Genomic DNA, 24,743 nt, shown 5'->3' with positions numbered 1-24,743 from the left:
CCTTTCCCCAAAACAGGCTAACTGTCATATTATTTTGACAGCCAACCTGAAAAATATATAATGTGTAACTTACATTGAATTACTACGTACATACGTACCAGATTAATTTGTCCATTCTTTCGGTACGTACGTACACTGGGAATCGTCCATAAAACCATCTGTATAGGACGGCTTTGTAATAACCTTTACTCCCGTAAATCCCCATACTCGTCTCCCAGCAGAATTTTTTATTGTATTGCAATGTTCCAGATTATATTTTGCTTGAACAGCAATCATAGCATCTGAGAAACTACAATTTTTTAATGCAGTCATGGAATTTTCTTCACACCAGAGCCGATAGCTCTCATACAGTTCTTTGGAACTTGCACTTGCCTCTGCCTGAAAGCGAATATATCCTTCTGATTCTAAAAACTCCAGTACATTGTTATTGTCCCGTTTCACATTTTCACGATTCGCCTTAATACGGGGACTTTCTGTAAATTTAAAATTCTGACGGACTAACCGTTGTAGTCCTTTAAACGCCCAGAGAAAAATACTTTCGGCTTCCTTCTTCATTTTTTCTGCCAGATAAGGATCATCTACACGATCAGCAGGTTTCTCCTTTGCTGTCAGTACTAATTGCCTTCGGTAAAATCCATCACTACGGTCATACAATGCCTGTAAATCTCCATTGCTGAATGCAAGCAGTCTGGAAAAAAGCCACCCCTGATAACTTTGCTTTCCTTTACGCTCTAAGTCCATTTTCCCCTGAGCAGTAACAATGGATTTCACATAACTGGTCTGTTTTAGGGCTTCCATTCGCATATCATCATCTACACACAATAAAATATGCTCAAGGTCAGCTCTAGCAAAGCGGTTTTCAGAAATTTTACCGATACTTCCGTCTTTCATATTTGAGCCTAACAGGCTGTTCAGAACAGCACCAATCTGTGATTTACCCTCTCCGCCATTTCCTTTTATAATCATCATCCGTTGTCCCTTGTTGCTTGGAATCAGGCAATACCCTATGAATTCCTGTAAAGTTGGAATATCTTCCGGGTAGAGCAGTTGATCTAAAAATGACAGCCATGTAGAAGCTTCTGGTGTATCTGGATTATAATTGACTGGAAGACGCATTCGTACAATATCTGGTTTTTCAGGGATAAATGTGCCATCTATATATATCGTTCCATTTGCAAGATGGATTTTATTGGCTTCTGGTGGAAAATCCTCTATATAAGCTGCCAGTTTCATAACTTCTAAAATATTTGTCACTTTGCGTGGAACATTGTTAATGGCATAATGTTTCAGACTTTCAAATATTTCCCCACGAAGGGGCAGATCATCAGTGACCCGCCCCTCTGGAGTAAAAAATGCATTGTTGGCAAAGAGTATTTTATGCGTATGGAGAAATTCTTCACAAAAGGCTGCTTCATTGATATTGGTTCCGTCAAACCAAACTGGATAATTACTAAGCTGCTTTTGCTTCTTCTGCATATACATCCTCCTCATCACGAGACCCTGAAAGATATTTCAAATCTTCCAGATAGCCTGTTTCTTTCATGGATTTTACAACTTCAAAGCCTTCTTCTTCATCTGCAAAGGTCAGATAATCTGCCAGATATTCGATATAACTCAGATTTTCACATGCTTCTTCAAATCGTTCGTCCATAGGTAAATCCGGTCGTTCTGGTGCATACAGTGCTTTCCATTTTTCCAGACGATGAAGATATTCGCATACCATTTTCTGGCATTCATGTAATTCTTTCTGTCTGCTTTTTGTTTCCATGTACTCGGGCTTTTTCAGAGCTGCTATTACTGGCGGATTATCTGGTGTAATACCAAAATCTACAGCAATTTTCTTGGCGGCTTCATAGTTACTCAGTCCAAATAGATTTGCAACAAACTGGATCACATCTCCGGTAGCACCACAGCCAAAGCAGTAGTAATAAGTTGTGTTTAGTTTCATACTTGGGTAATGGTCATTATGAAATGGGCAACAGATCATGTTGTTTCTTCCAATTTTCATGCCATAATATTCGGCAGCCTGTCCGACTGTTACAGTTTCTTTTATTGTTTCAAATAATCTCATTCTATTTTCCTCCTGATTTAAGTTTGAATTTAAAGCTGTGCCGTTTTATCCAGTTCCTTTCCTGACAGGCAACCCTTCTCGGCGCTGTGTCGTCTCTTTGTGAGCGCTCTTTTCTGATCAGAAAATCGTGGCGGTTTATAAAGTTCCGGAACGGTCATTTAGTTTTCAAGGTTCTGTCTGATCGATCATGTTGACAGTTTAGCATGAAAAAATCGCACCCCTGATTTATTCACGTACAATGAAAATCACGAATACGATTTGATAAAAAATTGCAAATTTGCACAGGCACAGATATAATGGAAGTAGTTTAGGAGGTGACGAAACAATGGGAAAATCTGATTTAATAGAAGATGAAACAAGTCTTGCATACCGATTGAGTAATTTGCGGAAAGACCATGATTTAAGCCAAAAACAGTTGGCTGATCAGCTTCATGTGACTCATTCACAAATCAGTCGTATAGAGAGCGGTGAAACAAAAAATCCTAATATAAGCATTGTAATAGATGCCGCCAGGTTTTTTCATGTTTCTACTGATTATCTGCTTGGAATCACTCAGATTACTTCACCCAAAAGTTATGATATATCGGAACTTAGACTGTCGGAAGAAGCGGTAACGAGACTGATTACCAGAAGAATAGATGTAGATATTTTAAACCGATTATTGGAACATGAACATTTTCCAAAATTATGTATTATGATTCGGAATTATTTTGATGATACCATTGCTGAGGGTATAATGGCACGAAATAAGGTCATTGATTTGGCTGTTGATCAACTGACTGATTTGATGACTGTAGAACCCTCAAAAAGAAAAGAGATTATAAAAGATAAGCAGTTTTTAAGCTCACAGAAATTAGGAGCAAATGAAGCAGACATTGAAAAAATCAAGATTCAGTTTATGGCAATATTACGTGATATTAAATCTAGTATGCAGAAAAAAGAACCAACAAAAGCGGTTGCTACAGCCGAAGCCGTACAGATGATTCGGGACGCATTGCCTGATAAGCCGGTTTCTGATATCACAAGTACTGACTTAGCAAATGCAGTAGCTTTTTATATGGGACAGACAACCGATCTGAATGACGAAGGACTTGCAATGGTACAGAATTTGGCAAAATATATTTGTGATAATAGCGTGCAAGAAAAGAATTCAGAGAATAGCTGACGTAAGCATGGATATACCTTTCTTCAAATGTGGCATCGTCTGAATAACAGCATCGTCATGCTAATATTCAGACTCAGTTCTGTACTTTCAGGTAACTCCTTTACGGAGTACCTTTCAGCACAGAATGCCGGAAATTGGAGATAATCGCAAGGATATAGAATTTCTTTCCGGCAGCCACAATTTCATAAAGGTATAACACACTAGACTTTCCTGACGGAAAATCGTGTGCCAACAGGGATGCTACTCGCCCCTATTGGATGACCCAGAGTAACTAATATGAATATCAACAGTTTCTCATTATAATAAAAAATACAAGCTTGGAGAATATATGGAACTTGACAAAAATAAATTACTAATAAAACAATTACCGCCAACAATTTATATAAAAAATTTTATAGATGGGCATCCAGCTAATTATGAAGATTTTTTAACGACATTTATCAATTCTTCAAAACTTGTCACTTGTAAGGGCAATCAAGCATTTATTTTAAGAAAACATGAAGAGCAAAATCATGGAGAAGCAGACATTTTTAATTCTTTTTATGATTTAGATTTTAAAATTATGGTCGATACTAAATATATGGAAGCCAGACGCATGTTAAGCCCTACTATAACTGAATTTTGTCCTGGGGTAGTAGGAAAAGGTCCTTCACGATTAAAAGGAGAACGAAAAGTTTATGATATAATCAAGTGCTTTCGTTCTATGAATATAGACGATTTAATTAAAATAGAAAAAGGGCTCATTAAGCTTCCAGAAGGAAAAACAATAATACAGGTATTAAAAAAAGTCTCAGTAAATAAGAATATGTTATTGTTTTTACCATATGATTATTGTTTTGAAAATACTTCTACAAACGCAGAAGTTGCTAAGTTTATAATCGATTGTATTTCAGAAGATTTACAATGTTTGCTCGAATATAGACATTTAAAAGTATGTAAAGATACTTATCTTTCGTTTATATCAAAGGAATGCTTTGTTATTGCACAAGAAAAAGATAATGTGTTGCATTATTATGATATGATAAAGACAAGCCAAAGCAATTTATATACTTATCTATATGAAACCGGAAAAGCTTAATAATAGTACATAAAAATAATCAGATTGAATACAATCTAAATAAAGATAATTTCTGATTGACTTTCTTAGTTATATCAGTTATATTATCTTTAGTGATCAGATTGCAGAAACTTGAGAAGCCTGCGATCGGGGGAGGGTGCCGAGGCCCCTCTCCTTTTTCTTTATCTGGAACATTTTGCAGCGAGGTACATATGAGCAAACCGTTTATTACATATACCGCACAGGTTGAAAAACTGAAAAATGAAAAAAATCTAGTTATTACAGATGATGATTTTGCGGTAGAATCCCTGCAGAATATCAGTTACTATGCATTAATTGGCGGATACAAACATCCTTTTATTGATATTCATACTCGCAAATACATTAATGAAGCATGTTTTGAAAATATAGTTGCTCTTTATGAATTTGATGAAGAGTTACGTGGAATATTCTTTAAATATTTATGTCGCGTAGAAAGAAAAATGCGTTCGTCCATTTCTTATCACTTCTGTAGAAAACATGGTGAACGTCAAGAAGAATATCTTAAATCCAATAATTACGGCAATATTCCAAAAAATAAATATGGAATTACTAAATTAATCAAAATGCTAGATATGATGGCTAATAAAAACAAGGATCATGAATATCTTGTTTATCAGCGTAACAAATATCATAATATTCCGTTATGGGTGATTATGAATACCCTTACTTTTGGTCAGATATCCAAAATGTTTGAATTCTTACCTCAAAATATGCAAGGAGCAATTTGCCAGGATTTTGGAAATGTCAAGAAAAATGAAATGATAAAATATTTGAAGGTATTAACACTGTACCGAAATGTATGTGCTCATAACGAAAGGTTGTTTTCCTATCACACATATATTGACATTCCAGATACATTGTTACATAAAAAATTAGGCATTTCTAAAAATGGTTCAAAATATATATATGGAAAAAATGACTTGTTTAGCGTAGTCATTACTTTTCGTTATCTACTTCCAAAGACCGATTTTTTACTGTTTAAAAAGCAATTATTGCATATTTTTGACCGATATGAAAAGCAGAATTCAAATTTGAAATTAAATGATCTTTTTGAATATATGGGGTTTCCGATTAACTGGAAAGAGATAACAAAATTCCGCAAAATATAAGTGGAGATACATCAATGGTATCTCCACACTTGTTTAATTTGTTAAAGCGATAATTGTTTTTGCTAATGTTTCAAAGGTAACACTAAAATCATCTCTATTACGTTTCATATTTTCCCAGACACTCCCCGTCTTTTCAACTTGTTCTTGCGTCAACTCAAAAACAGGTGTATTGTTCATTTGTGATTGAGCAATTAGACTATTAAAATCTGCAATATTTATTAAATTGTAATTAGTTCTTTTTTGAATAAGCATTCCATTTTCATCCAATACAGGAACTAATTTTTCTGCAACAATTTTATTAATATCGTCAATCCATTCTGAAAATGCTTTTACCGGCGAGCCATTTCGCGGGCGGTATCGCTGTTGTATAGTACCTAGAAATTTAGGTACAGTATCATTCATCTTGTAAATTGCGTTTTTAAAAACTTCTGCTTTTCGCAAATTATCATAAGTAGAACACCATTTAGGAAACACTTTAATAAGTGATTCTATGGCCATATAGCAAAAATAATCTGGGGCACATGGAATAATAAAAAAATCACTTCCCATCAAAATGTTGGCATTTGTGGCAGATATGCTTGGACTCATGTCAAGTAAAACAAAATCCAAATGATATTTTTCACTAGTCATAGTGATTAATTGTCTTAATGCGCCAGGAACATTTTGTAACACAACTAAAGATCCTGTCATATTTTCAGCAATATTGTATGTTGCGTCATATTCAGAAAACTCTATATGTCCAGGAAGTAAAAATAGATTTTCGTTGTGCTCAAATTCATAACAAGTTGTCGCTTCAAGCGGCCTCATTTCATTATTGAGAACCGGTGATAGTGCTGATTTTATATTATAATTATTTGCTTCATAAAACTGTGTTAACTTATTTTCCTTATCGGCATTTAAGCATAATCCTGTAAGGTTACATTGGGGATCAGTATCTATCATCAATGTTTTGTATCCCAATTCGGCTAATTTCCAGCCCAAATGAAACGTAGTAGTGGTTTTACTGACCCCACCTTTGTTATTAAATAATGCAATTATTTTTGCCATAAAATGGTTTCCTCCTAAGTGTAAAGATATATTCATTATAAATCAATATCCTCATAATCAAAAGAGATATTTTATTTAAGAGATGTACTATTCAACCCATCCACCCAATTACACAAAATCACAATCGTCTCATAATTTACATTGATGTATGTACGCCACCTTTACGCCCGCCAAGAACTTTCTTATCTTTCAGATCTTCCCATTTAAAATCCGGCATTTCTTCTCTTGCTACAAGAAAATTCCCGGCTCGCTGAGTCAGCTGGGCAAAGTTTACAACAGCATCCGTAGCCCCCTCCTGATAGGCATAGACAGATGCTTCCGCTCCCATAAATCCGATATCTGCCTCACCGGATATTACGGCAGTCATTGTCTTATCCGCTCCAAAACCGGTCACAAGTGTCAGATCCAGCCCCTCATCTTTAAAATATCCCTCTTCGATTGCCACATACTGTGGTGCATAAAAGATTGAATGTGCCACTTCATTCAGTGTAACCTTTGTAAGCTTCTCTTCCGTGCTGTCTTTCTTCGCAGCAAATACTCCCATTGGCAGTGCAGTCACCGCCAGAACAACTGCTGCCGCCAGTGAGATCCATTTTTTATTTTTCATGCAGATTCTCCTTTACAGACTTCTTCTGTTAGAGTATGCAGAAAATAGAAGATTGTGAAGGCATTCATAATTTGTTATAATTTTCTGAAAGGAATTACAGCCCGCCATTTACCATAAAAATTTCAAAAATAATATTACTCAGACAAAGGGGTACTTATATGGAAAAAAATCTTACAGACAATTACGAAAAACAGATATATATCGGAAGAGATTTGTTTTTGAAATATGATCAGGATATGCTGATAAAGAAATATAAATTAAAAAATGACCACGCATACCTGTACCTGAATTATATCGGAACAGAATATCGGATCAGCCGCTCAGATGGTTCCATCGAATATATGGCCGAAGGCATCTGGAAAATCTGCAAAGAATATACAATTGTTATGACGATCTACGACCTGCTCTGCTACTCAGAAGATAAAACGCTGCCTCCACTTACAGGACAGTGGCAGCCTGTAACCAGATTTATTCCCACCGGCAGCAGTCCGTCCGGAGATGTGTTTACCCCTAAATATGAAGCAGCATTCTCCGGCAAAGTAAATGCCGTCAGCCAGGCCTGCCTCTGTCTGGGAGGGAAATTACAGAAACAACTGGCCGGGGCTGATCTGACTTTTGAAATGCCTGTTATGGGAGATTTCTCTGTCCTGTTCCAGTTCTGGGACGCTGATGAGGAATTCCCTGCAAAAATCTTATTGTTGTGGGATAAGGTATCCTTATCGTATCTTCATTTTGAGACAACCTTTTATCTCCAGGGAGATTTACTGGAAACGATATTGCAGAAAATCAATGCCTAATCTTCTCGTAATATCCCTGGTAAACCGTTGCCTCTATTGATCTATATCATCCAGTGCCATCTCGCAGGTGAATACCTCTATATGATGACGCACATTCGCATAAGTGCCCTGTACCATCGCGCCTCATTCAGGTTAAACATATCTGTCATTCTCCGTCAATCTTGCCATGTTTCGACAAAAGCTTTATAATAGAAACTACCTGTATCAAATCATAATTTTAGGAGGTAACAGCATGAAATTCAATCCATTCTGTATGTGCTGTGCTGTCGGCAAACAGGAACAGAATATCCGTCCCTTTCAGGACATGGACAAAAAGGTAGAATATATGAAGAAAGTCATGGACCGTATGGCAAATATTGCAGAAGAAGACTGTGCCCCCAGCGTTTCTGTCGAATTAAAAAAAATGTTCCGTGATTTCTGGGAACAGCCTGTGGAAGACTACACTTCTGTCAAAAAAGAATACAATCAGCTTATGCTGGATATGGAAGCTTCTCTTGAAGAGACCATCCGGAATTCTGAAGATCCGCTGGAAACTGCACTTCTTTATGCCCGTATTGGCAACTATATTGATTTTGCAGCTCTGTCAAATGTAAATTCCGATACAGTTCTGTCTCTTCTCAAAGAAGACAACAAAGAACCTCTTAATGCGCAGGAATACCTGCATTTTCGAAAGGACTTAAGCGCTGCCTCCCGCCTTGTCTATCTGACTGATAACTGCGGAGAAATCGTTCTTGACAAACTGGTTATCATACTTCTTAAAGAACTCTGTCCGGAACTAGATATCACCGTGATCGTCAGAGGTTTTCCTGTAATCAATGATGCGACAATGGAAGATGCACAGGATATAGGGCTTACCGAACTGACCACCGTAATCGGAAATGGAAACGAAGTCGGCGGCACCTGGCTTCCCCATATCAGCAGCGAAGCCCGTGAGGCACTTGAATCTGCTGATCTGATCATTGCCAAAGGACAGGGCAACTACGAAACGCTTCATGATTGTGGACTCAATATTTACTACCTGTTCCTGTGTAAATGTAAATGGTTCCAGTATCAGTTTAACGCAAAACCTCTGCAGGGTATGTTCATAAACGAGCGCCGTATTTGACAATTTGACAAAGCTTCCCCGGCTTTTCGTCAATCTGTCAAGAAACCTCCGAAATCTTTGTATGGTTCTTCTCTTTATTCCTGACTGCAAATTCAGTATACTGATAACAGTTCAAAACAAGAGCAAAAAACTTACATAATATTTTGGAGGGAAAAATAATGGCAAGTTTATCTTTACAGCACATTAATAAGACATATCCAAACGGTTTTGAAGCCGTTAAAGATTTTAACCTTGAGATTGAAGACAAAGAATTCATCATTTTCGTAGGACCTTCCGGATGTGGTAAATCTACTACACTTCGTATGGTAGCCGGACTGGAAGAAATCACCAGCGGTACCTTAAAGATTGGTGACAAAGTTATGAACGATGTAGAGCCAAAAGACCGTGATATCGCAATGGTATTCCAGAACTACGCTCTGTATCCTCATATGACCGTATATGATAACATGGCATTCGGACTGAAGCTTCGTAAAGTTCCGAAAGATCAGATTGATAAAGCAGTTCGTGAAGCTGCAAGAATCCTTGACCTTGAGAAACTTCTTGATCGTAAACCGAAAGCTCTTTCCGGTGGACAGAGACAGCGTGTTGCTATGGGACGTGCTATCGTTCGTAATCCTAAGGTATTCCTTATGGATGAGCCACTTTCCAACCTGGATGCAAAACTTCGTGTACAGATGCGTATCGAGATTTCCAAGATTCATCAGAGACTGGGTGCAACAATCATCTATGTAACACATGACCAGACAGAGGCTATGACACTTGGTACCAGAATCGTTGTTATGAAAGACGGCGTTGTTCAGCAGGTAGATACTCCTCAGAATCTGTACCAGAAACCAGGCAACCTGTTCGTAGCTGGATTCATGGGATCCCCGCAGATGAACTTCCTGGATGCAGAAATCAAAGAAAAAGGTTCCGATCTTGTTGCAGTAATCGGCAAAGACGAACTTGTTATCCCGGCTGCCAAAGCAAAAGCTCTTAAAGATGGCGGCTATGTTGGAAAAACAGTTGTTATGGGTATCCGTCCGGAAGATGTTGCAGACAGAGCTGACGGTTCCATGTCTTCTACTGTTAAAGTATACGAGCTTCTTGGTGCAGAAGTATTCCTGTACTTCGATGTAAACGGAACTCAGATTACAGCTCGTGTTGATCCTGGCACAAAAGCAAAAACAGGTGATCCGGTTAAATTTGATTTCAACATGGAGAAAACTCATTTCTTCGACAAAGATACCGAACTGGTTATCACAAACTAAGATTCAATCAAAATATCAGACCCGGGGCATTTACCCCGGGTCTTTTTTTCAGAAAACTATTTTCAGAAAGGATGGTTCAATGTCAGTACAGAGAACACTACAAAAATATATGGATGACTGGAAACGCATCAGTCATTTCGATTTCTGTCTTCTTCAGGAAGATAATTCCATTTTGGTCACCACCTGTGACCGCCGCCTTCCAGCAGAATCCAAACTGGAAGAATTCCGAAACAGCACTGCTCTTTGTCTGTCAAATGCCACCTGCTGTCTCTACAAAATAACAGAAAAAAATGAACAGCTTCTTCTCATTGTGTGGGGAAGCGAAGATTCTGTTTCCACGATTGGCGAACTGGCTGTCTGCCAGATTGAGAGTATCCTGGAAAGTTATGCCGAAAAAAATGACAAAAATGCCTTTATGCAGAAACTGCTCCTTGGAGATTATACAGATGTAGAAGCCTTTAACCGGGCACGCAAACTTCATATTTCTTCCAGTGCAAGGAGAGCTGTCTTTCTCGTTGAAACCCGTCAGTCCAAGGATGAACACGCATTGGCTACCATCAAAAATATATTTTCTGCACGCACGCATGATTTCATCACTTCTATCGATAATCGTGGCATTATCGTCGTCCGTGAACTGACATCTACAGAAACATATGACGATCTGGAAAATATTGCACATATGCTTGTAGATATGCTGGGCACAGAAGCCATGACACAGGCCTGGGTTGCTTACAGCAACACGGCAAATGACCTGAAAGATCTTTCCAATGCATACAAAGAAGCCCGCACCGCTCTTGAGATTGGTAAAATTTTCTATGCCGAACGCAATGTCTTCGGATATCGCACTCTCGGTATTGGACGACTGCTCTACCAGCTTCCGGTTTCCATCTGTGAAATGTTCATCCAGGAAATTTTCGGAGATGAATCACTGGATTCCATCGACGGAGAGACACTGGCGATCATCCGTACTTTCTTTGAGAATAATCTGAATCTGTCGGAGACATCCAGACAGTTGTATGTGCATAGGAATACGCTTGTGTATCGTTTTGAAAAGATACAGAAACGGTTTGGACTTGATCTCCGTACCTTCGAAGATGCTATGACCTTTAAGCTTGCCATGCTTGTGTCCCGGTATCTGCGATATCAGAACAGAACCTGAGGGGGAGTCGTTTTTATTTCAGGAGCATCAGGTGTTCAGGTGGAAGATAGAGATATTTCGGCAGGTTCTTATCATGCTCGTCCGTAAAACTTTTTTTCGGACGCATCCACCAGAGAACTGCCCCGTCTTCCATTCCCGGACTTTTCACCAGATACTGATGTTCAAAGGTTGTCTCCACATACTCTGCCGCTTCAAATACCAGGCAGTTTTCTCCCGCCTTCTCTGACGGACGAATCCAGTGACCGCGGATTGCGATATGTGTCATATCCAGTTCCACCTTCTGCTCTGTACGAAGAGATATTCCCCAGTCCAGAGCAAATACCTGATATTCTCCCATACGTTCAATTCTCGAACTGTTTTTGCAGCCGGTCAGTCTTGCTGCTTCCAGAAGCTGTGGCTGTTCAAATAATTTTCTTGTATCACCAAATATCAGTGTCTTGCCATCTTTTAGAAGCATCAGCTCATTGCAAAATCTGAAGGCCTCATCTCGACTATGTGTGACCATCAGCATATCTCCCTGATACTGTTTTAGAAATTCCTGTATATCTTTTTGCAGTACATCCTTCAAATATCCATCCAGTGCAGAAAAAGGTTCATCCAGAAGGATCGCTTCCGGCTCACCGATCATCATTCTTGCCAGAGCAACTCTCTGCTGCTGTCCACCGGAAAGTTGTGATGGATAACGGTTTTCCAGTCCCTCCAACTGATATCTTTTCATAAAATCTCTGGCTTTTTCTTCTCTCTGTCCCTCCTCACCACGATAACCGCACAGAATATTATCTTTTACTGTCATTGTCGGAAACAATGCATAATTCTGAAACAGGTACCCAATCCGACGCTCCTGCGGCTTCAGATTGATTTTCTTTTCTGAGTCAAAAACTGTTCTTCCATTGATTACGATTTTGCCTCTGTCCGGCGTCTCAATTCCTGCGATACAACGAAGTGTCATACTCTTTCCACTTCCAGATGCACCGAGGATTCCAGTTGCTGATGTATTGCTCTCAAACACTGACTTGAGAGAAAAGCCTTTAAAATTCTTTTCTATATTTACCTGTATTGCCATCAGATCCACCTTCTACTCTTCATGCCCCGCCCTGAGACAATATTGATCAGTGCCACGATCACAAACGAGATCACTACGATTACCACAACCCAGAACCCAGCTATATCATAATTTCCAGCCGAAGTTTCTGCTGCAATTGCAACGGACACTGTACGAGTCTTACCAAGAATGTTTCCTGCAAGCATGGAAGTCGCTCCATACTCACCAATTGCTCTTGCAAATGCCAGAACAGTTCCGGATGCAATTCCCGGCGCAGCCGCCGGAACGATCACTTTCCAGAAAATTCTGCGATCACTCATTCCCAGTGTCTGTCCTGCATAGATCAGATTCACATCCACCTGTTCAAAAGCAGCCCGTGCATTTCGGTACATCAGTGGAAATGCAATCACTGCAGCAGCGATCACGCAGCCTTTCCATGTCTGTACCACTTTAAAATCAAAATTCTCCATGAGAAATTTTCCGAAAGGTCTCCTGAGACTGAAAATCACCAGCAAAAAGAAACCAGCAACTGTCGGCGGAAGCACCAGTGGCATAGTCAGGATCCCATCCCATATTGCTCTCGATACCGGCTTCATCTTCATAATCTTACGTGCACAGAAAATTCCCAGAAAAAAGGCAATTATCGTAGCCACTGCTCCGGTCTTTAAAGAAATCCACAATGGACTCCAGTTTATTTCCTGTAAAAATTCCATTCTTTTCTTTCCTTTTGTATGTACAAAAAGGGGCTGACATATATGCCGCCCCTTTTATATGTAATCGATAATTATTTAGCTTCTTCTGCAGTATCTGTTTCTTCGGTTTTGTCTTCCTTTGCATCTTCTGCAGTTTCTTCTTTCTTATCATCTGCTTTATATGCGGCAAACCCATACTCTTCAAATACTTTCATGGCATCATTCGTCTGCAGGTACTCAAGAAATGCATCTGCAGCAACTGCTTCTGCGTCAGATGCCTCTGCGTCTACAGTAAGTCCCACCGGATAAAGAACCGGTGTTTCCAGAGAACCTTCCGGAGCTTCTGCGATAACATCTACTTTGTCTGCAACGGATGTAGCATCTGTTGCATAAACGATACCGATTTCGTTACTTCCCTCGCTGACAGATGCAAGCACATCTGTTACATTCTTGCCTTCATTGATCTCCATCTTGTTAACATCGTCTTCAATGCCAAGGTTTTTGAAGATTTCACGGGAATACTGTCCAACCGGTACATCCTCGCCCGCAAGCGCAATGTTCTTCGCATCTGTGATATTTTCGAAACCTGTAACTTTTGTTTCGCCATCCTTTGGTTTGATCAGAGCAACTTTGTTCTCCAAGAGATCTACCACGGAGTCTTTCTTGGCCAGTTCCTCATCTACCAGCGCATCCATCTGTTTGGTTGCTGCTGAAAAGAAGATATCACATCTGGAACCTTCTTCGATCTGTGTCTGTAATGTACCTGAACTGTCTGCATTGAAAAGAATATTAACATCCGGATACTCTTCATTAAAATCTTTCTGGATCTCATCCATTGCATTTGCAAGGCTTGCTGCAATAAATACATACAGATCACCACTTGCATCCTCTGTTGTTGCAGCCTGTACACTTCCTGCACTCATTCCTGCTGCCATAACGCCAGCCAGCATTACAGTTAATATTTTTTTCTTCATGAATATATCTCCCTTCTTTTCTCTCAAATGTTGTTCAATATTCATGCTAATATTTTAACTGTAATAAAAATTCAAATCAATTTAACAGCTGCAATTTGCAATAGAAATTTTTTATAGAACCTCAAAATATTTTAGTAGTTCCAGTCATCACTGCCACTGTCATAGGAATCTGAATCATTTCCCTCATCAACATAATCATCGCTTCCGTCATCATAGTCGTCACTGTCATCATAGCTGCTGCCATCATCATAACTACCGTTATCCGAAGAACTACTGTCATCACTGCTGTCGTCACTGCTGTCATCACTGCTGTTGTCATAGCTACTACTGTCCGAAGAGCCACTGTCATAACTACTGTCATCGCTACTGTCATCACTGCTGTCATCACTACTGTAAGTTTCTGTATCACTGTCATCGGATTCATCAGAGGATGCTGTCTGCTGTGAGTTGCCCTTTGTATCTTTTTCAGACTTGTCTGCAAGACTTGTGTATGTAAGATATGCTGTGGAGCTTTCTTCATCATAAGCAAGAGATGCTTTTTCCATATCACTGAGATCAATGCTGTAAATCTGGTAAACATCTCCTTTTGCAGTAACGATCTTCATATCATATACAGTTGTAGTTGTTGTATCTGTTGATTCATCTGTACTGTCTGAAGAAACAGCTGTGTCATCCGGAGTATAGAACATCTGTACCTGTTCAGATGCTTTTACAGAAGCTTCTGCCGGAATCAGGTTCTTGCCCCAGTCATCTCCGCCGGATGTCATCAGATAGATTTCTCTCAGATCATCCTGCAGACCGTTGGTCATATAAATATATTTCGCCTGAGAAGTCTTAACTCCAATCACTTTCGGAGCCGGTGTGGATGTCGGTACCGGTGTTACTGTTACCGGAACTTCTGTCGGTGTCGGTGTTGCTGCCGGAGTCGGTGTCACTTCAACAACCGGTTTTGAAGAACCACATCCTGTAAAGGTAAGTATCATTGTCATGCCAAGTACGAGCATTATATGTTTTGCTTTCATTATTTACCATCCTCTCCGGTCTGAAGACCGTTCTATTTCGTTTTTTATTTTCCATAGTCTTCTTATTATCCCATGTATGCTCTTAAAAGTCAAATCAGTGTTCATAAGTCAATATTCCGCGAGGTGTTTTGTCATATATATGACAAAATCCCGAGACATACAGGTCAAAATGCCATCACCGTAGGTGATTTAAAATGCATTTTGGCCAAGTGCTGTGAAGGGAGTGAACAGCAACTAAATCAGGCTGCCATAACAATATTTTACAGCAGCCTGGTCAGAATTTGATTCATTTCTATATTCAATTATCCAAGGAAATTTTTTCCTACAAAATAGCCCATCACAAGAACACCAAGTACGATACGATACCAGCCAAAAGCCTTGAAATCATGTTTCTTAATATATCCCATCAGGAATTTGATGGCGATAATAGAAACAAAAAATGCAACCACAACACCGGTGACCAGTGTAAGAACCTCTGCTGGAGTGAATGTGAAGCCGAATTTTACCAGTTTCAGCAGACTCGCTCCGAACATAACCGGAATTGCCAGAAAAAAGGTAAATTCTGCTGCAACCGTTCTTGAAGTACCAACAAGGATACCTCCAATAATCGTGGAACCGGAACGGGATGTTCCCGGAATAACAGATAATACCTGAAAAATACCAATCTTGAATGCCGTGGCAAAACTCAGATCTTCAAGAGATGTACAGATTGGTTTTCTTCGTTTATTGTAATTTTCTACAATGATAAAAATCACACCATAAACGATAAGTGCAATTGCAACAACCACATAGTTGTTAAATTTCTCTTCGATAAAATCATTGAATGGAAGCGCGATCACGATAGTCGGGATGCATGCCACTATAATCTTAAACCACAAAATCCATTTATCTTTATCACAGAACTTCTCCACAAAAGTCAGCACAATGCGAGAAAACGGATTCTTACGTGCAATCTGTGCTTTTTTCTTCTTGGGTATCTGTCGTATGTAAAATGGCCACAGCTTACTCCAATACAGGACAACAACCGCAAGGATTGCCCCCAGCTGAATGACTACCAGAAAAAAATCCTTAAATTCTGTGGTCATATCCATCTTGATAAACTCATCTACAAGGATCATATGACCAGTACTGCTGATTGGAAGCCACTCAGTAATACCCTCTACGATGCCGAGGATCACAACTTTTATAAACTCCAAAACACTCATGTTTCTTTTCCTCTCTGTTTTATTTTTCATGTATCAGTATATTACAGTTTCGGTGGTTCGTAAACCTTTCCATACATTTTAATTCAAAGTTTAAGTTTTGGTTAACTTTTCTTTTCTGCAACATACAAGACCGGAGAAACTTCTGCGGCTTCTCCGGTCAGTAAATCATTTTTATTCGATTATCTGCTTGCGATCGTTGCAATATCGATCAGTGTCAGATTGTGAAGGTCTGTATTCTCAAGACTGGTTACAAGTGCCTCTGCGGTGTCCAGACTGGTAAGGACATTAACGCCTGTCTCAATCGCATTTCGACGAATCACGAAACCGTCTTTCTGATGTTCCACACCCTGTGGAGGTGTATCAATAACAACATCGATCTTATGTCCCAGAATAAGGTCCATAAGGTTCGGCGCCGGCTGTTCCAGTTTGTTAGTACGGATTGCCTTGATTCCATTTTCTTTGAGGACTCTTGCTGTGCCTCTTGTTGCATAGATACGGTATCCAAGTGCCTCAAAACGCCTTGCGATCGGAACAACTTCCTGCTGATCTTCATCTTTGACAGTGATGATCATGTTCTTATACTTCGGAAGTTTGATTCCGGCTCCGATAAATGCTTTGTACAGAGCTTCGTTGAAGTTCTCTGCAATACCAAGACATTCACCTGTGGACTTCATCTCTGGTCCAAGGCTGATATCAGCGCCACGGATCTTCTCGAAGGAGAATACCGGCATCTTGATCGCGATATGTTTTGCTTCCGGCTGAAGCCCTGGCGTATATCCCATATCTTTGAGCTTGTATCCAAGGATCACTTTCGTTGCTAACGGTACGATCGGGATTCCGGTTACCTTACTGATGTATGGTACTGTACGGCTGGAACGCGGATTTACTTCGATAACATATACTTCTTCGCCACATACAATAAACTGAATATTGATCATACCAACTACATGAAGTGCTTTTGCAAGACGACGTGTATACTCAGCAATTGTATCTTTTGCTCTCTGGCTGATCGTCTGTGCCGGATATACGGAAATACTGTCTCCGGAATGGATACCAGCACGTTCAATATGCTCCATGATACCAGGAATCAGGATATCCTCTCCATCACAAACTGCATCGACTTCGATTTCTTTACCCATCAGGTATTTGTCAACCAGAATCGGATGTTCCTGTGCAATCTGATTGATGATTCCGATATATTCCTCTACATCCTCGTCACTGACTGCAATACGCATGCCCTGTCCACCAAGAACATAGGAAGGACGAACAAGTACCGGATATCCTAACTCGTTGGCAGCCTTTTTAGCTTCCTCTGCTGTGAATACAGTCTGTCCCTTCGGTCTCGGGATCTCACATTTTTCAAGGATCTCATCAAAGAGCTCACGGTCCTCTGCAGCATCCACATCTTCTGCAGATGTTCCAAGGATCTTGACTCCCATCTTCATCAGTGCTTCTGTAAGCTTGATGGCAGTCTGTCCACCGAACTGCACAACTGCTCCGTCCGGTTTTTCAATATTTACGATGTTCTCCACATCTTCCGGTGTCAATGGCTCGAAATACAGCTTATCTGCAATATCAAAGTCTGTGCTGACAGTTTCCGGGTTATTGTTTACAATAATTGTCTCATAGCCTTCTTTTTTGAATGCCCATGTACAATGTACAGAACAGAAGTCAAATTCGATACCCTGTCCGATACGGATCGGTCCAGAACCAAGAACAAGAACTTTTTTCTTATCATGGGCAGCAACTGCTTCATTTTCTGTATCCGGGCCGCCATACACAGAATAGTAATATGGTGTTGCGGCAGCAAACTCAGCTGCACAGGTGTCTACCATCTTGTAAGCTGCTGTGATCTTATACCCCTGACGGAGAGCTTTGATATCTGCTTCTGTTCTTCCGCAAAGATTTGCGATCACATAATCCGGGAATTCCATGCGTTTTGCTTCAAGAAGAAGTTCTTCTGTAAGCGGCTGTGTCTTCAGAGCCTGTTCCATCTCTACCAGAATTGCAATTTTGTCAATAAACCATCTGTCGATCTTAGTGATTCTGTGGATATATTCTTTGGAAATATCTCTTCGGATTGCCTCCGCAATCTTCCAGATACGACGGTCATCTACAACTGCCAGTTCTTCAATCAGTTCATCCTCATCCAGGCCTGTGAAGTCATAGGACATCAGGCTGTCTACATGCTGCTCCAGAGAACGGATAGCTTTCATAAGTGCACCTTCGAAATTATGGCAGATACTCATAACCTCACCGGTAGCTTTCATCTGAGTAGTCAGTGTTCTCTTGGCAGTGATGAATTTATCAAATGGAAGTCTCGGAATTTTAACTACACAATAGTCAAGCATTGGCTCGAAACTTGCATATGTTTTTCCTGTAATGGCATTCGGGATTTCATCCAGTGTATATCCAAGCGCAATCTTCGCTGCAACTTTGGCAATCGGATAACCGGTAGCTTTACTTGCCAGTGCAGAAGAACGGCTTACACGAGGATTTACTTCGATAACACAGTATTCGAAGCTTTCCGGATGCAGTGCATACTGTACGTTACATCCACCTGTGATACCAAGTTCTGTGATGATATTCAGTGCTGATGTACGAAGCATCTGATATTCTTTGTCACCCAGTGTCTGAGATGGAGCAACTACGATAGAGTCACCTGTATGTACACCAACCGGGTCAATGTTTTCCATGTTGCAGACAGTAATACAGTTTCCTACACTGTCACGCATTACTTCGTATTCGATTTCTTTCCATCCCGCGATACAACGTTCTACAAGAACTTCTCCTACACGGGAAAGTCTGAGACCATTCTCGAGGATTTCTCTCAGTTCGTATTCGTTATTAGCGATACCACCGCCACTTCCACCAAGTGTGTAAGCCGGACGGAGAACGACCGGATATCCTATCTTTTTGGTAAAAGCCACACCATCTTCTACTGTTGTTACGACTTTAGAAGCAGCAACCGGCTCACCGATTTTTTCCATGGTGTCTTTGAATTCCTGACGGTCTTCAGCCTTCTTGATCGTCTCTGCTGTGGTACCGATCAGGCGCACATTATGTTCTTTGAGAAAACCTTTTTCTTCCAGTTCCATTGCAAGGTTCAGACCTGCCTGGCCACCCAGTGTCGGCAGTACGCTGTCCGGTTTTTCTTTAAGGATCAGCTGCTCTACAACCTCTACAGTAAGAGGCTCAATATAAACTTTATCTGCAATATCTTTGTCTGTCATGATCGTAGCAGGGTTGGAGTTCAGAAGAACAACTTCCATGCCTTCTTCTTTCAGAGAACGGCATGCCTGTGTACCAGCGTAGTCAAACTCTGCTGCCTGGCCGATGATAATCGGACCGGATCCAATTACAAGAACTTTATGTATATCTTTATTTCTCGGCATGATCTGTTCCTCCCATCATTTCCATAAATCTGTCAAACAGGTAGCTGGAGTCCTGCGGTCCAGGGCAGGCTTCCGGATGGAACTGTACCGTGAAGATGTTTTTGCCTTCATAAGCCATTCCTTCGTTTGTACCATCGTTTACATTGACAAATGCAGGTTTTGCAATACCTTTTTTCTCAAGGGCTTCCGCATCAACCACGTATCCATGGTTCTGAGATGAAATATAAACACGTCCTGTTGCAAGATCCTTAACCGGATGATTGCCTCCTCTGTGTCCGTATTTCATTTTATGTGTATCACCGCCTGTAGCAAGTGCCATCAGCTGATGTCCGAGGCAGATTGCAAAAATTGGTACATCTGACGCATAAAGTTTGCGGATTTCTTCTATAATAGTAGTGCATTCCTTCGGGTCTCCAGGTCCGTTGCTGAGCATGATTCCATCCGGATGGTCTGCAAGGATTTCTTCAGCAGATGTAAGTGCCGGATAAATCGTTACCTGACAGCCTCTTTCATTCAGAGAACGTGCAATATTGCGTTTTGCACCAAAATCCATAAGAGCAACCTTCGGTCCGTTTCCTTTCAGTACTTCCTTCTCACTGCATGTAACTTTTTCAACTACTTTTCCAGTTGTATATGCTTTTAAACGGGGGATTATTTCATCTAAATCATAATTTTCGTTGACTGTGATCATACCATTCATGGTACCTTTTTCACGAAGAATTTTTGTGAGAGCACGAGTATCAATACCGGCAATACCAGGTATATCATGCTTTTCAAGAAAATGCTGAATCGTATCCACGCTTCTGAAGTTACTTGGGATACGGGATAATTCACGAACAATAAAACCATCGATCCAAGGTTTCCTGGATTCCTGGTCCTCATAACAGATTCCGTAATTTCCAATCAAAGGATAAGTCATGCAGACAGCCTGTCCTGCATACGATGGGTCAGTCATTACTTCGAGATATCCGGTCATGGATGTGTTAAAAACGATCTCACTAATGACTTCTCTTGTTGAACCAATACTGGTTCCTTTGAACACATGGCCATCTTCTAATATCAGAAATGCTTTCATATAATCTCCCTTTCTGTTTTTATCTAAATCTTCAAGATTGTATCATAAGCGTTTCCTTTTTTCAACAGGTTAAAGTGCTAAAAATAATTAAGTTGTTCTAAAAAACTTTGTTTTGGCAAATTGTCTAAGTTGAAAATATAATTTAAAAAATTTCAAATTCTATGTTGACATTTCTTTTTCTATGAGGTATGATAATTAGGCAGTCAGCGAGACTGACTGATTTATAGTGAAATGCAGGAGTGGCGGAATTGGCAGACGCGCAGGCTTCAGGTGCCTGTGGTCGCAAGATCGTGTGGGTTCAAGTCCCATCTCCTGCATTATTTTTTTTGCCTTAAAATGGGTTGCATTAAAAAGAGTAACTGATTCTGATATCAAAGGCATCGGATACTGAAACGGCTTCTGAGTCTGGAAATACTAAAGATATACCCCGTCTGTTAAAATCATGGATTAAAAGTGCATAACTCGCTATCGCTCAGACAATGCACTTTTGAATCCATAACACAGCCAGGATACATCTAAGTATTTCTACAGACTCCTGCAGATGTTTCTGTATCCGATGTCTTTATATTCAGAATCTTTCTTCTTTTTAATCTGTGGGCACGGATCGCGCTTCGCGCTGATGGGTGTGGCTCGTTGGCCCCGCTATCTAAAATAAAGTCCGGTGAGAAGGGAAAGAAAAAATTTCAGCAAAGAAGTTTTATAATCAAGCTCTGGAGTTTAAGGATTTCCCATCACCGGGAAATCCTTCATCTATATTATTGCCGCTCAATGTATCTGGCGGCAACGAAGCCAAAATATCTTCCAGCAATACGAATATAATACCAGGTTGTGCCGTCTGCAGCTTTTCGTGTATCACATACATCAATAAGATTTCCCTGTTCCAAAATCGGATATTCTCTTAAATTAGGATACTCTGTACCGGCACCAGTCCGGACATTTAAAACTGTAGCGGTAACTTTCCCCACAAACTTCGGAATTTTGTTCAGTTTTTCTTTATCCGATGGTTCTTCTGCTGAATAGTCTTTATAAAATACATCTCTGTCCACATTACCAGTTATGCCCGGAACTCTTCCTTTACTGGTATACTGCCAGCCAATTCCTGCATCGGGACGGTAACGCTCCATCAATGTTCCATTATCATCCGACGGATAACGGGCAATCCAGAAATCATATTTTTTTAGTTCTTCACTGATCACATTGTTATACCAGTCCAGGTTGCAATAAATCCCAAAGCGATATCCGGCATCTACAACAATCCTTCGAAACTCCTCAGCCAGACGCTCAATCATTTTTTGCCCTAAGCGGCGTTGATTGCTGTATTCCAGGTCAAGAAAAACTGGATAACGTAATTGTCGTTCCCGTAAAATATCCACAACTCTTTCAGCTTCCTGTCTTACTGCAGCAACAGACAGTGCATACGAAAACTTATACACACCTGCGGGAATGCCATAATCCACACAGCCATTGTAATTACGTTCAAAGTAAGCATCTACATTATTTCCTGCCTCTGTTATACGAATGATTGCAAACTCTGTTCCCACATCTGCCACTTTTTTCCAATCAATTTCTCCCTGCCAGGCAGAAACATCAATTCCTCTATATTCCATTCTGCATCCCTCCCTGTTTTATAATAAGCAGTTTGAAATAAATAATTCCTTTTCTCAGCAGAGTTAATCTGAGATAAATTAATTGGATGAACCAGAATTTTTCAAATATTTGGGATTTATCTGTTGACATTCCGTCCTACATGAGGTATAGTAATTAGGCAGTTGTCGGTAGAGACATCTGATATATGAAATGCAGGAGTGGCGGAATTGGCAGACGCGCAGGCTTCAGGTGCCTGTGGTCGCAAGATCGTGTGGGTTCAAGTCCCATCTCCTGCATTATTTTTTTTGCCCAAAACAGGTGTTCTATTAAAACGAAGTTCGTATTCTATATATAAAACTCCTGATCTGAAAACAGCTTCGGAATTCAGAAGCACTATGGCTATTATCAGTCTGCTAAAATCATGGATTAAAAGTGCAAAACTCGCTAACGCTCAAACAATGCACTTTTGAATCCATAACACAGCCTGAAAATAACCTGAGTGCTTCTATAAATTCCTGCAGAGATTTTCTGATCAGGAGTTTTTATATCCAGAATTACATTTTCGTTTTAATTTTGTGGACACGGATCGCGCTTCGCGCTGACGGATGTGTCTCGTTAGCCACACTATCTAAGATAAAGTCCGGTGAGAAGGCACAAGAAAAAAACTCCAGCGGGATTCTGTGATGTTACTCTATACAAGGCTCGCCTTTAGAACTTCGTGCAGATATCGGATCATACAGGTTTTTGCGTTGATGCAGAAAATGCTGCTGTCTGAGCGACAGCGAGTTCAGCATTTTCTGCATCATATTTAGCAAAGTTCTGTATATCCTGATATCTCAGAAGTTATAAACTGAGCCAGGTATAGAGGAACATTCACAAAAATCCTACCTGGAGTTTCTCTCATTCCCTTCTCACCGGGAATCCTTTATTTTCCATATATAAATGCCCTTATACTAAATGGCACATCTTTATACTCTGGCCAGATCACTGCAAAGAACACAAAGATTGCCAGCACGATCAGCGCCACACAAATCGCCGCATAAACTTTCCTTCGAATTCCCTCTTTTTTGATCTGTACATCAAAAAGATTTCCATATCCCATTACCATGAAATACGTAAGCGGCACGATCATTGGCAGACTGTAACGTCCCTGTGGCTGATAATCCGATGCATAAGAATAATATGCATTCAATATATTCGGAATGATCATCGCAACCAGCATGCACCAGTTGAAAATCCCCTTTACACTCCACTGTTTTTTCACACGGATTGCAAAAGTCTTCACCGGATGCAGGAATATCAGAAGAAATCCCGCTTTAATAAAGTCCAGATAATTGTTGATCAGCCATTTCGGCATAAACACATCCATATTTCCAAAACGACCGACAAAGCTTCCACTGACAAGCTCTACCCAGGAAAATCCGTCTTCCTGCGGGAAACCGTAATTCAACATATCCAGTAAAGAATATCCAGCCATCTGCGGTGTACGTCTATTGGATGGCTTGTAATTCTTTTTCGCATATTTTTCCGCACAGATCGTTGATGCATTCATACCAATAAAATCTCCGTCATAGAGAATTGCATTTCGAATGAACCACCATGCAGCCAACAGCAGAACGATCACACAGACAAGAAGTCCCTTTTTCACAAAATCCGTATACTTTCCTTTCTTTTTCGCCTCCATAAACAGAGTTATCCCAAAGAAAAAGATGCTGCAGAGAATAAATCCATACGCATTGTAATAGGACAATGCACATGCTGCCACACCCAACGCCAGGATCACACAGTTTTTGTATATCCATCCCTCATCCAGATACCGCACCCATGCATACACGATCACTGCCGTTGAGAATACCGCCAGTGCATCACAGTTAACATAAGTGAATACAAACAAAGAACCTGGCAGCAGTCCTACAAAAGCCGCAGCTATCCATGCTTTTCTACGGTCAAACAACCGTTTTCCCATATCAAGTACCAGCCAAACTGTTCCAAGTCCAAACAGAATGTTTACAAATCTGGCTGCGAGAAGCAACGCAAACGGTGCTGTCGTCACAAAGCTTACTGCTTTCATAAAAACAGCTGCGATCATATAAGACAGAATCGGAGAAAATGCATAAGAAATTCCCCATACAACATTTCGTACCGACGGGTCATCCCCTACCGGAAGTGAACCATGCTTATAAATATAATCCGCAATCTGATAGCGCATCTGCTCATCCGGCCCGGCACCCATAGGCTGTACACGTGCCCACATCAGATAAAACACCAGCAGAAACAGGAAAAAAAGGATTTCCACAGTTGTCTCTGCACTTATTTTCTTACGTTTCAACTTACCTTCCTCC

Annotated in this window: 20 protein-coding genes and 2 tRNA genes; 9 read left to right on the top strand and 13 right to left on the bottom strand. The window is 40.3% G+C overall.

The window, feature by feature from the left end; genetic code table 11:
- Positions 1-102: 102 nt before the first annotated feature.
- Complete coding sequence (locus tag NQ503_RS03660) at positions 103-1,476, bottom strand: DNA primase family protein (RefSeq protein WP_044924760.1); 1,374 nt, start codon at positions 1,474-1,476, stop codon at positions 103-105.
- Positions 1,451-2,071 (bottom strand): CHC2 zinc finger domain-containing protein, encoded by a 621-nt coding sequence (locus tag NQ503_RS03655; protein WP_005422095.1) that lies wholly within the window; start codon positions 2,069-2,071, stop codon positions 1,451-1,453. The genes NQ503_RS03660 and NQ503_RS03655 overlap by 26 nt, the downstream gene beginning before the upstream one ends.
- 325 nt (positions 2,072-2,396) lie before the next feature.
- Here NQ503_RS03655 and NQ503_RS03650 point away from each other — a divergent pair, with 325 nt between their 5' ends.
- From NQ503_RS03650 to NQ503_RS03640, 3 genes are all read left to right on the top strand, one after another.
- Positions 2,397-3,236, top strand: coding sequence for a helix-turn-helix domain-containing protein (locus tag NQ503_RS03650; protein ID WP_005422097.1), 840 nt, complete (start codon positions 2,397-2,399; stop codon positions 3,234-3,236).
- Positions 3,237-3,564: 328 nt separating this feature from the next.
- Entirely contained in the window at positions 3,565-4,314 is a 750-nt protein-coding gene (locus NQ503_RS03645; protein ID WP_005422101.1) for a hypothetical protein, read from the top strand.
- Between the two features lie 191 nt (positions 4,315-4,505).
- Positions 4,506-5,444 carry an Abi family protein gene (locus tag NQ503_RS03640; RefSeq protein ID WP_005422103.1) on the top strand — a complete coding sequence of 313 codons (939 nt, stop codon included), beginning with the start codon at positions 4,506-4,508 and terminating at the stop codon, positions 5,442-5,444.
- Positions 5,445-5,477: 33 nt separating this feature from the next.
- On the opposite strand, the gene NQ503_RS03635 is transcribed toward NQ503_RS03640, so the two are convergent.
- Together NQ503_RS03635 and NQ503_RS03630 are read right to left on the bottom strand one after the other, a co-directional pair.
- Positions 5,478-6,491 (bottom strand): ParA family protein, encoded by a 1,014-nt coding sequence (locus NQ503_RS03635; RefSeq protein WP_044924762.1) that lies wholly within the window; start codon positions 6,489-6,491, stop codon positions 5,478-5,480.
- 136 nt (positions 6,492-6,627) lie between these two features.
- Positions 6,628-7,098, bottom strand: coding sequence for an ABC transporter substrate-binding protein (locus NQ503_RS03630; RefSeq protein ID WP_005422106.1), 471 nt, complete (start codon positions 7,096-7,098; stop codon positions 6,628-6,630).
- Positions 7,099-7,256: 158 nt separating this feature from the next.
- Between NQ503_RS03630 and NQ503_RS03625 the strand changes: the two genes are divergently transcribed.
- From NQ503_RS03625 to NQ503_RS03610, 4 genes are all read left to right on the top strand, one after another.
- Positions 7,257-7,895 carry a DUF3786 domain-containing protein gene (locus NQ503_RS03625; protein WP_118393168.1) on the top strand — a complete coding sequence of 213 codons (639 nt, stop codon included), beginning with the start codon at positions 7,257-7,259 and terminating at the stop codon, positions 7,893-7,895.
- A gap of 232 nt (positions 7,896-8,127) precedes the next feature.
- Complete coding sequence (locus tag NQ503_RS03620) at positions 8,128-9,000, top strand: damage-control phosphatase ARMT1 family protein (protein ID WP_044924766.1); 873 nt, start codon at positions 8,128-8,130, stop codon at positions 8,998-9,000.
- 158 nt (positions 9,001-9,158) lie between these two features.
- Positions 9,159-10,250: an ABC transporter ATP-binding protein gene (locus NQ503_RS03615; protein WP_005422114.1), complete on the top strand. Its 1,092-nt coding sequence runs from the start codon at positions 9,159-9,161 to the stop codon at positions 10,248-10,250.
- Positions 10,251-10,329: 79 nt separating this feature from the next.
- Positions 10,330-11,409, top strand: a complete 1,080-nt coding sequence (locus NQ503_RS03610) for a PucR family transcriptional regulator (RefSeq protein WP_005422117.1) — start codon at positions 10,330-10,332, stop codon at positions 11,407-11,409.
- A 13-nt stretch (positions 11,410-11,422) separates the two neighbouring features.
- Here NQ503_RS03610 and NQ503_RS03605 read toward each other — a convergent pair whose 3' ends face one another.
- From NQ503_RS03605 to NQ503_RS03575, 7 genes are all read right to left on the bottom strand, one after another.
- On the bottom strand, positions 11,423-12,472 hold the full coding sequence (locus NQ503_RS03605) for a sulfate/molybdate ABC transporter ATP-binding protein (protein WP_005422119.1): 1,050 nt from the start codon (positions 12,470-12,472) through the stop codon (positions 11,423-11,425).
- The gene (gene modB / locus NQ503_RS03600; RefSeq protein WP_005422120.1) at positions 12,472-13,164 is read right to left on the bottom strand and encodes a molybdate ABC transporter permease subunit; all 693 of its coding nucleotides are present in this window, start codon (positions 13,162-13,164) and stop codon (positions 12,472-12,474) included. Before modB ends, NQ503_RS03605 begins: the two co-directional genes overlap by 1 nt.
- Positions 13,165-13,235: 71 nt before the next feature.
- Entirely contained in the window at positions 13,236-14,117 is an 882-nt protein-coding gene (gene modA / locus NQ503_RS03595) for a molybdate ABC transporter substrate-binding protein (RefSeq protein WP_049940349.1), read from the bottom strand.
- Between the two features lie 131 nt (positions 14,118-14,248).
- Positions 14,249-15,139 (bottom strand): hypothetical protein, encoded by an 891-nt coding sequence (locus NQ503_RS03590; RefSeq protein WP_005422122.1) that lies wholly within the window; start codon positions 15,137-15,139, stop codon positions 14,249-14,251.
- Between the two features lie 302 nt (positions 15,140-15,441).
- Positions 15,442-16,344, bottom strand: a complete 903-nt coding sequence (locus NQ503_RS03585) for an undecaprenyl-diphosphate phosphatase (protein WP_256147181.1) — start codon at positions 16,342-16,344, stop codon at positions 15,442-15,444.
- Between the two features lie 179 nt (positions 16,345-16,523).
- Positions 16,524-19,739 carry a carbamoyl-phosphate synthase large subunit gene (carB, locus tag NQ503_RS03580; RefSeq protein ID WP_005422124.1) on the bottom strand — a complete coding sequence of 1,072 codons (3,216 nt, stop codon included), beginning with the start codon at positions 19,737-19,739 and terminating at the stop codon, positions 16,524-16,526.
- Positions 19,726-20,814, bottom strand: a complete 1,089-nt coding sequence (locus NQ503_RS03575; RefSeq protein ID WP_005422125.1) for a carbamoyl phosphate synthase small subunit — start codon at positions 20,812-20,814, stop codon at positions 19,726-19,728. Before NQ503_RS03575 ends, carB begins: the two co-directional genes overlap by 14 nt.
- 233 nt (positions 20,815-21,047) lie before the next feature.
- On the opposite strand from NQ503_RS03575, the gene NQ503_RS03570 reads away from it, so the two are divergent.
- Positions 21,048-21,131, top strand: a tRNA-Leu gene (locus tag NQ503_RS03570).
- Between the two features lie 438 nt (positions 21,132-21,569).
- On the opposite strand, the gene NQ503_RS03565 is transcribed toward NQ503_RS03570, so the two are convergent.
- Positions 21,570-22,421, bottom strand: coding sequence for a GH25 family lysozyme (locus tag NQ503_RS03565; protein WP_055055663.1), 852 nt, complete (start codon positions 22,419-22,421; stop codon positions 21,570-21,572).
- Between the two features lie 192 nt (positions 22,422-22,613).
- Here NQ503_RS03565 and NQ503_RS03560 point away from each other — a divergent pair.
- Positions 22,614-22,697, top strand: a tRNA-Leu gene (locus tag NQ503_RS03560).
- Between the two features lie 629 nt (positions 22,698-23,326).
- On the opposite strand, the gene NQ503_RS03555 is transcribed toward NQ503_RS03560, so the two are convergent.
- Positions 23,327-24,730, bottom strand: coding sequence for an ArnT family glycosyltransferase (locus NQ503_RS03555; protein ID WP_167531104.1), 1,404 nt, complete (start codon positions 24,728-24,730; stop codon positions 23,327-23,329).
- Positions 24,731-24,743: the final 13 nt, after the last annotated feature.

Origin of the sequence: Blautia obeum ATCC 29174, from assembly GCF_025147765.1 — a bacterium.
Taxonomy (GTDB): domain Bacteria; phylum Bacillota; class Clostridia; order Lachnospirales; family Lachnospiraceae; genus Blautia_A; species Blautia_A obeum.
Note: the sequence above shows the minus strand (reverse complement) of the source record. Positions and strands in the feature narration are given on the sequence as shown.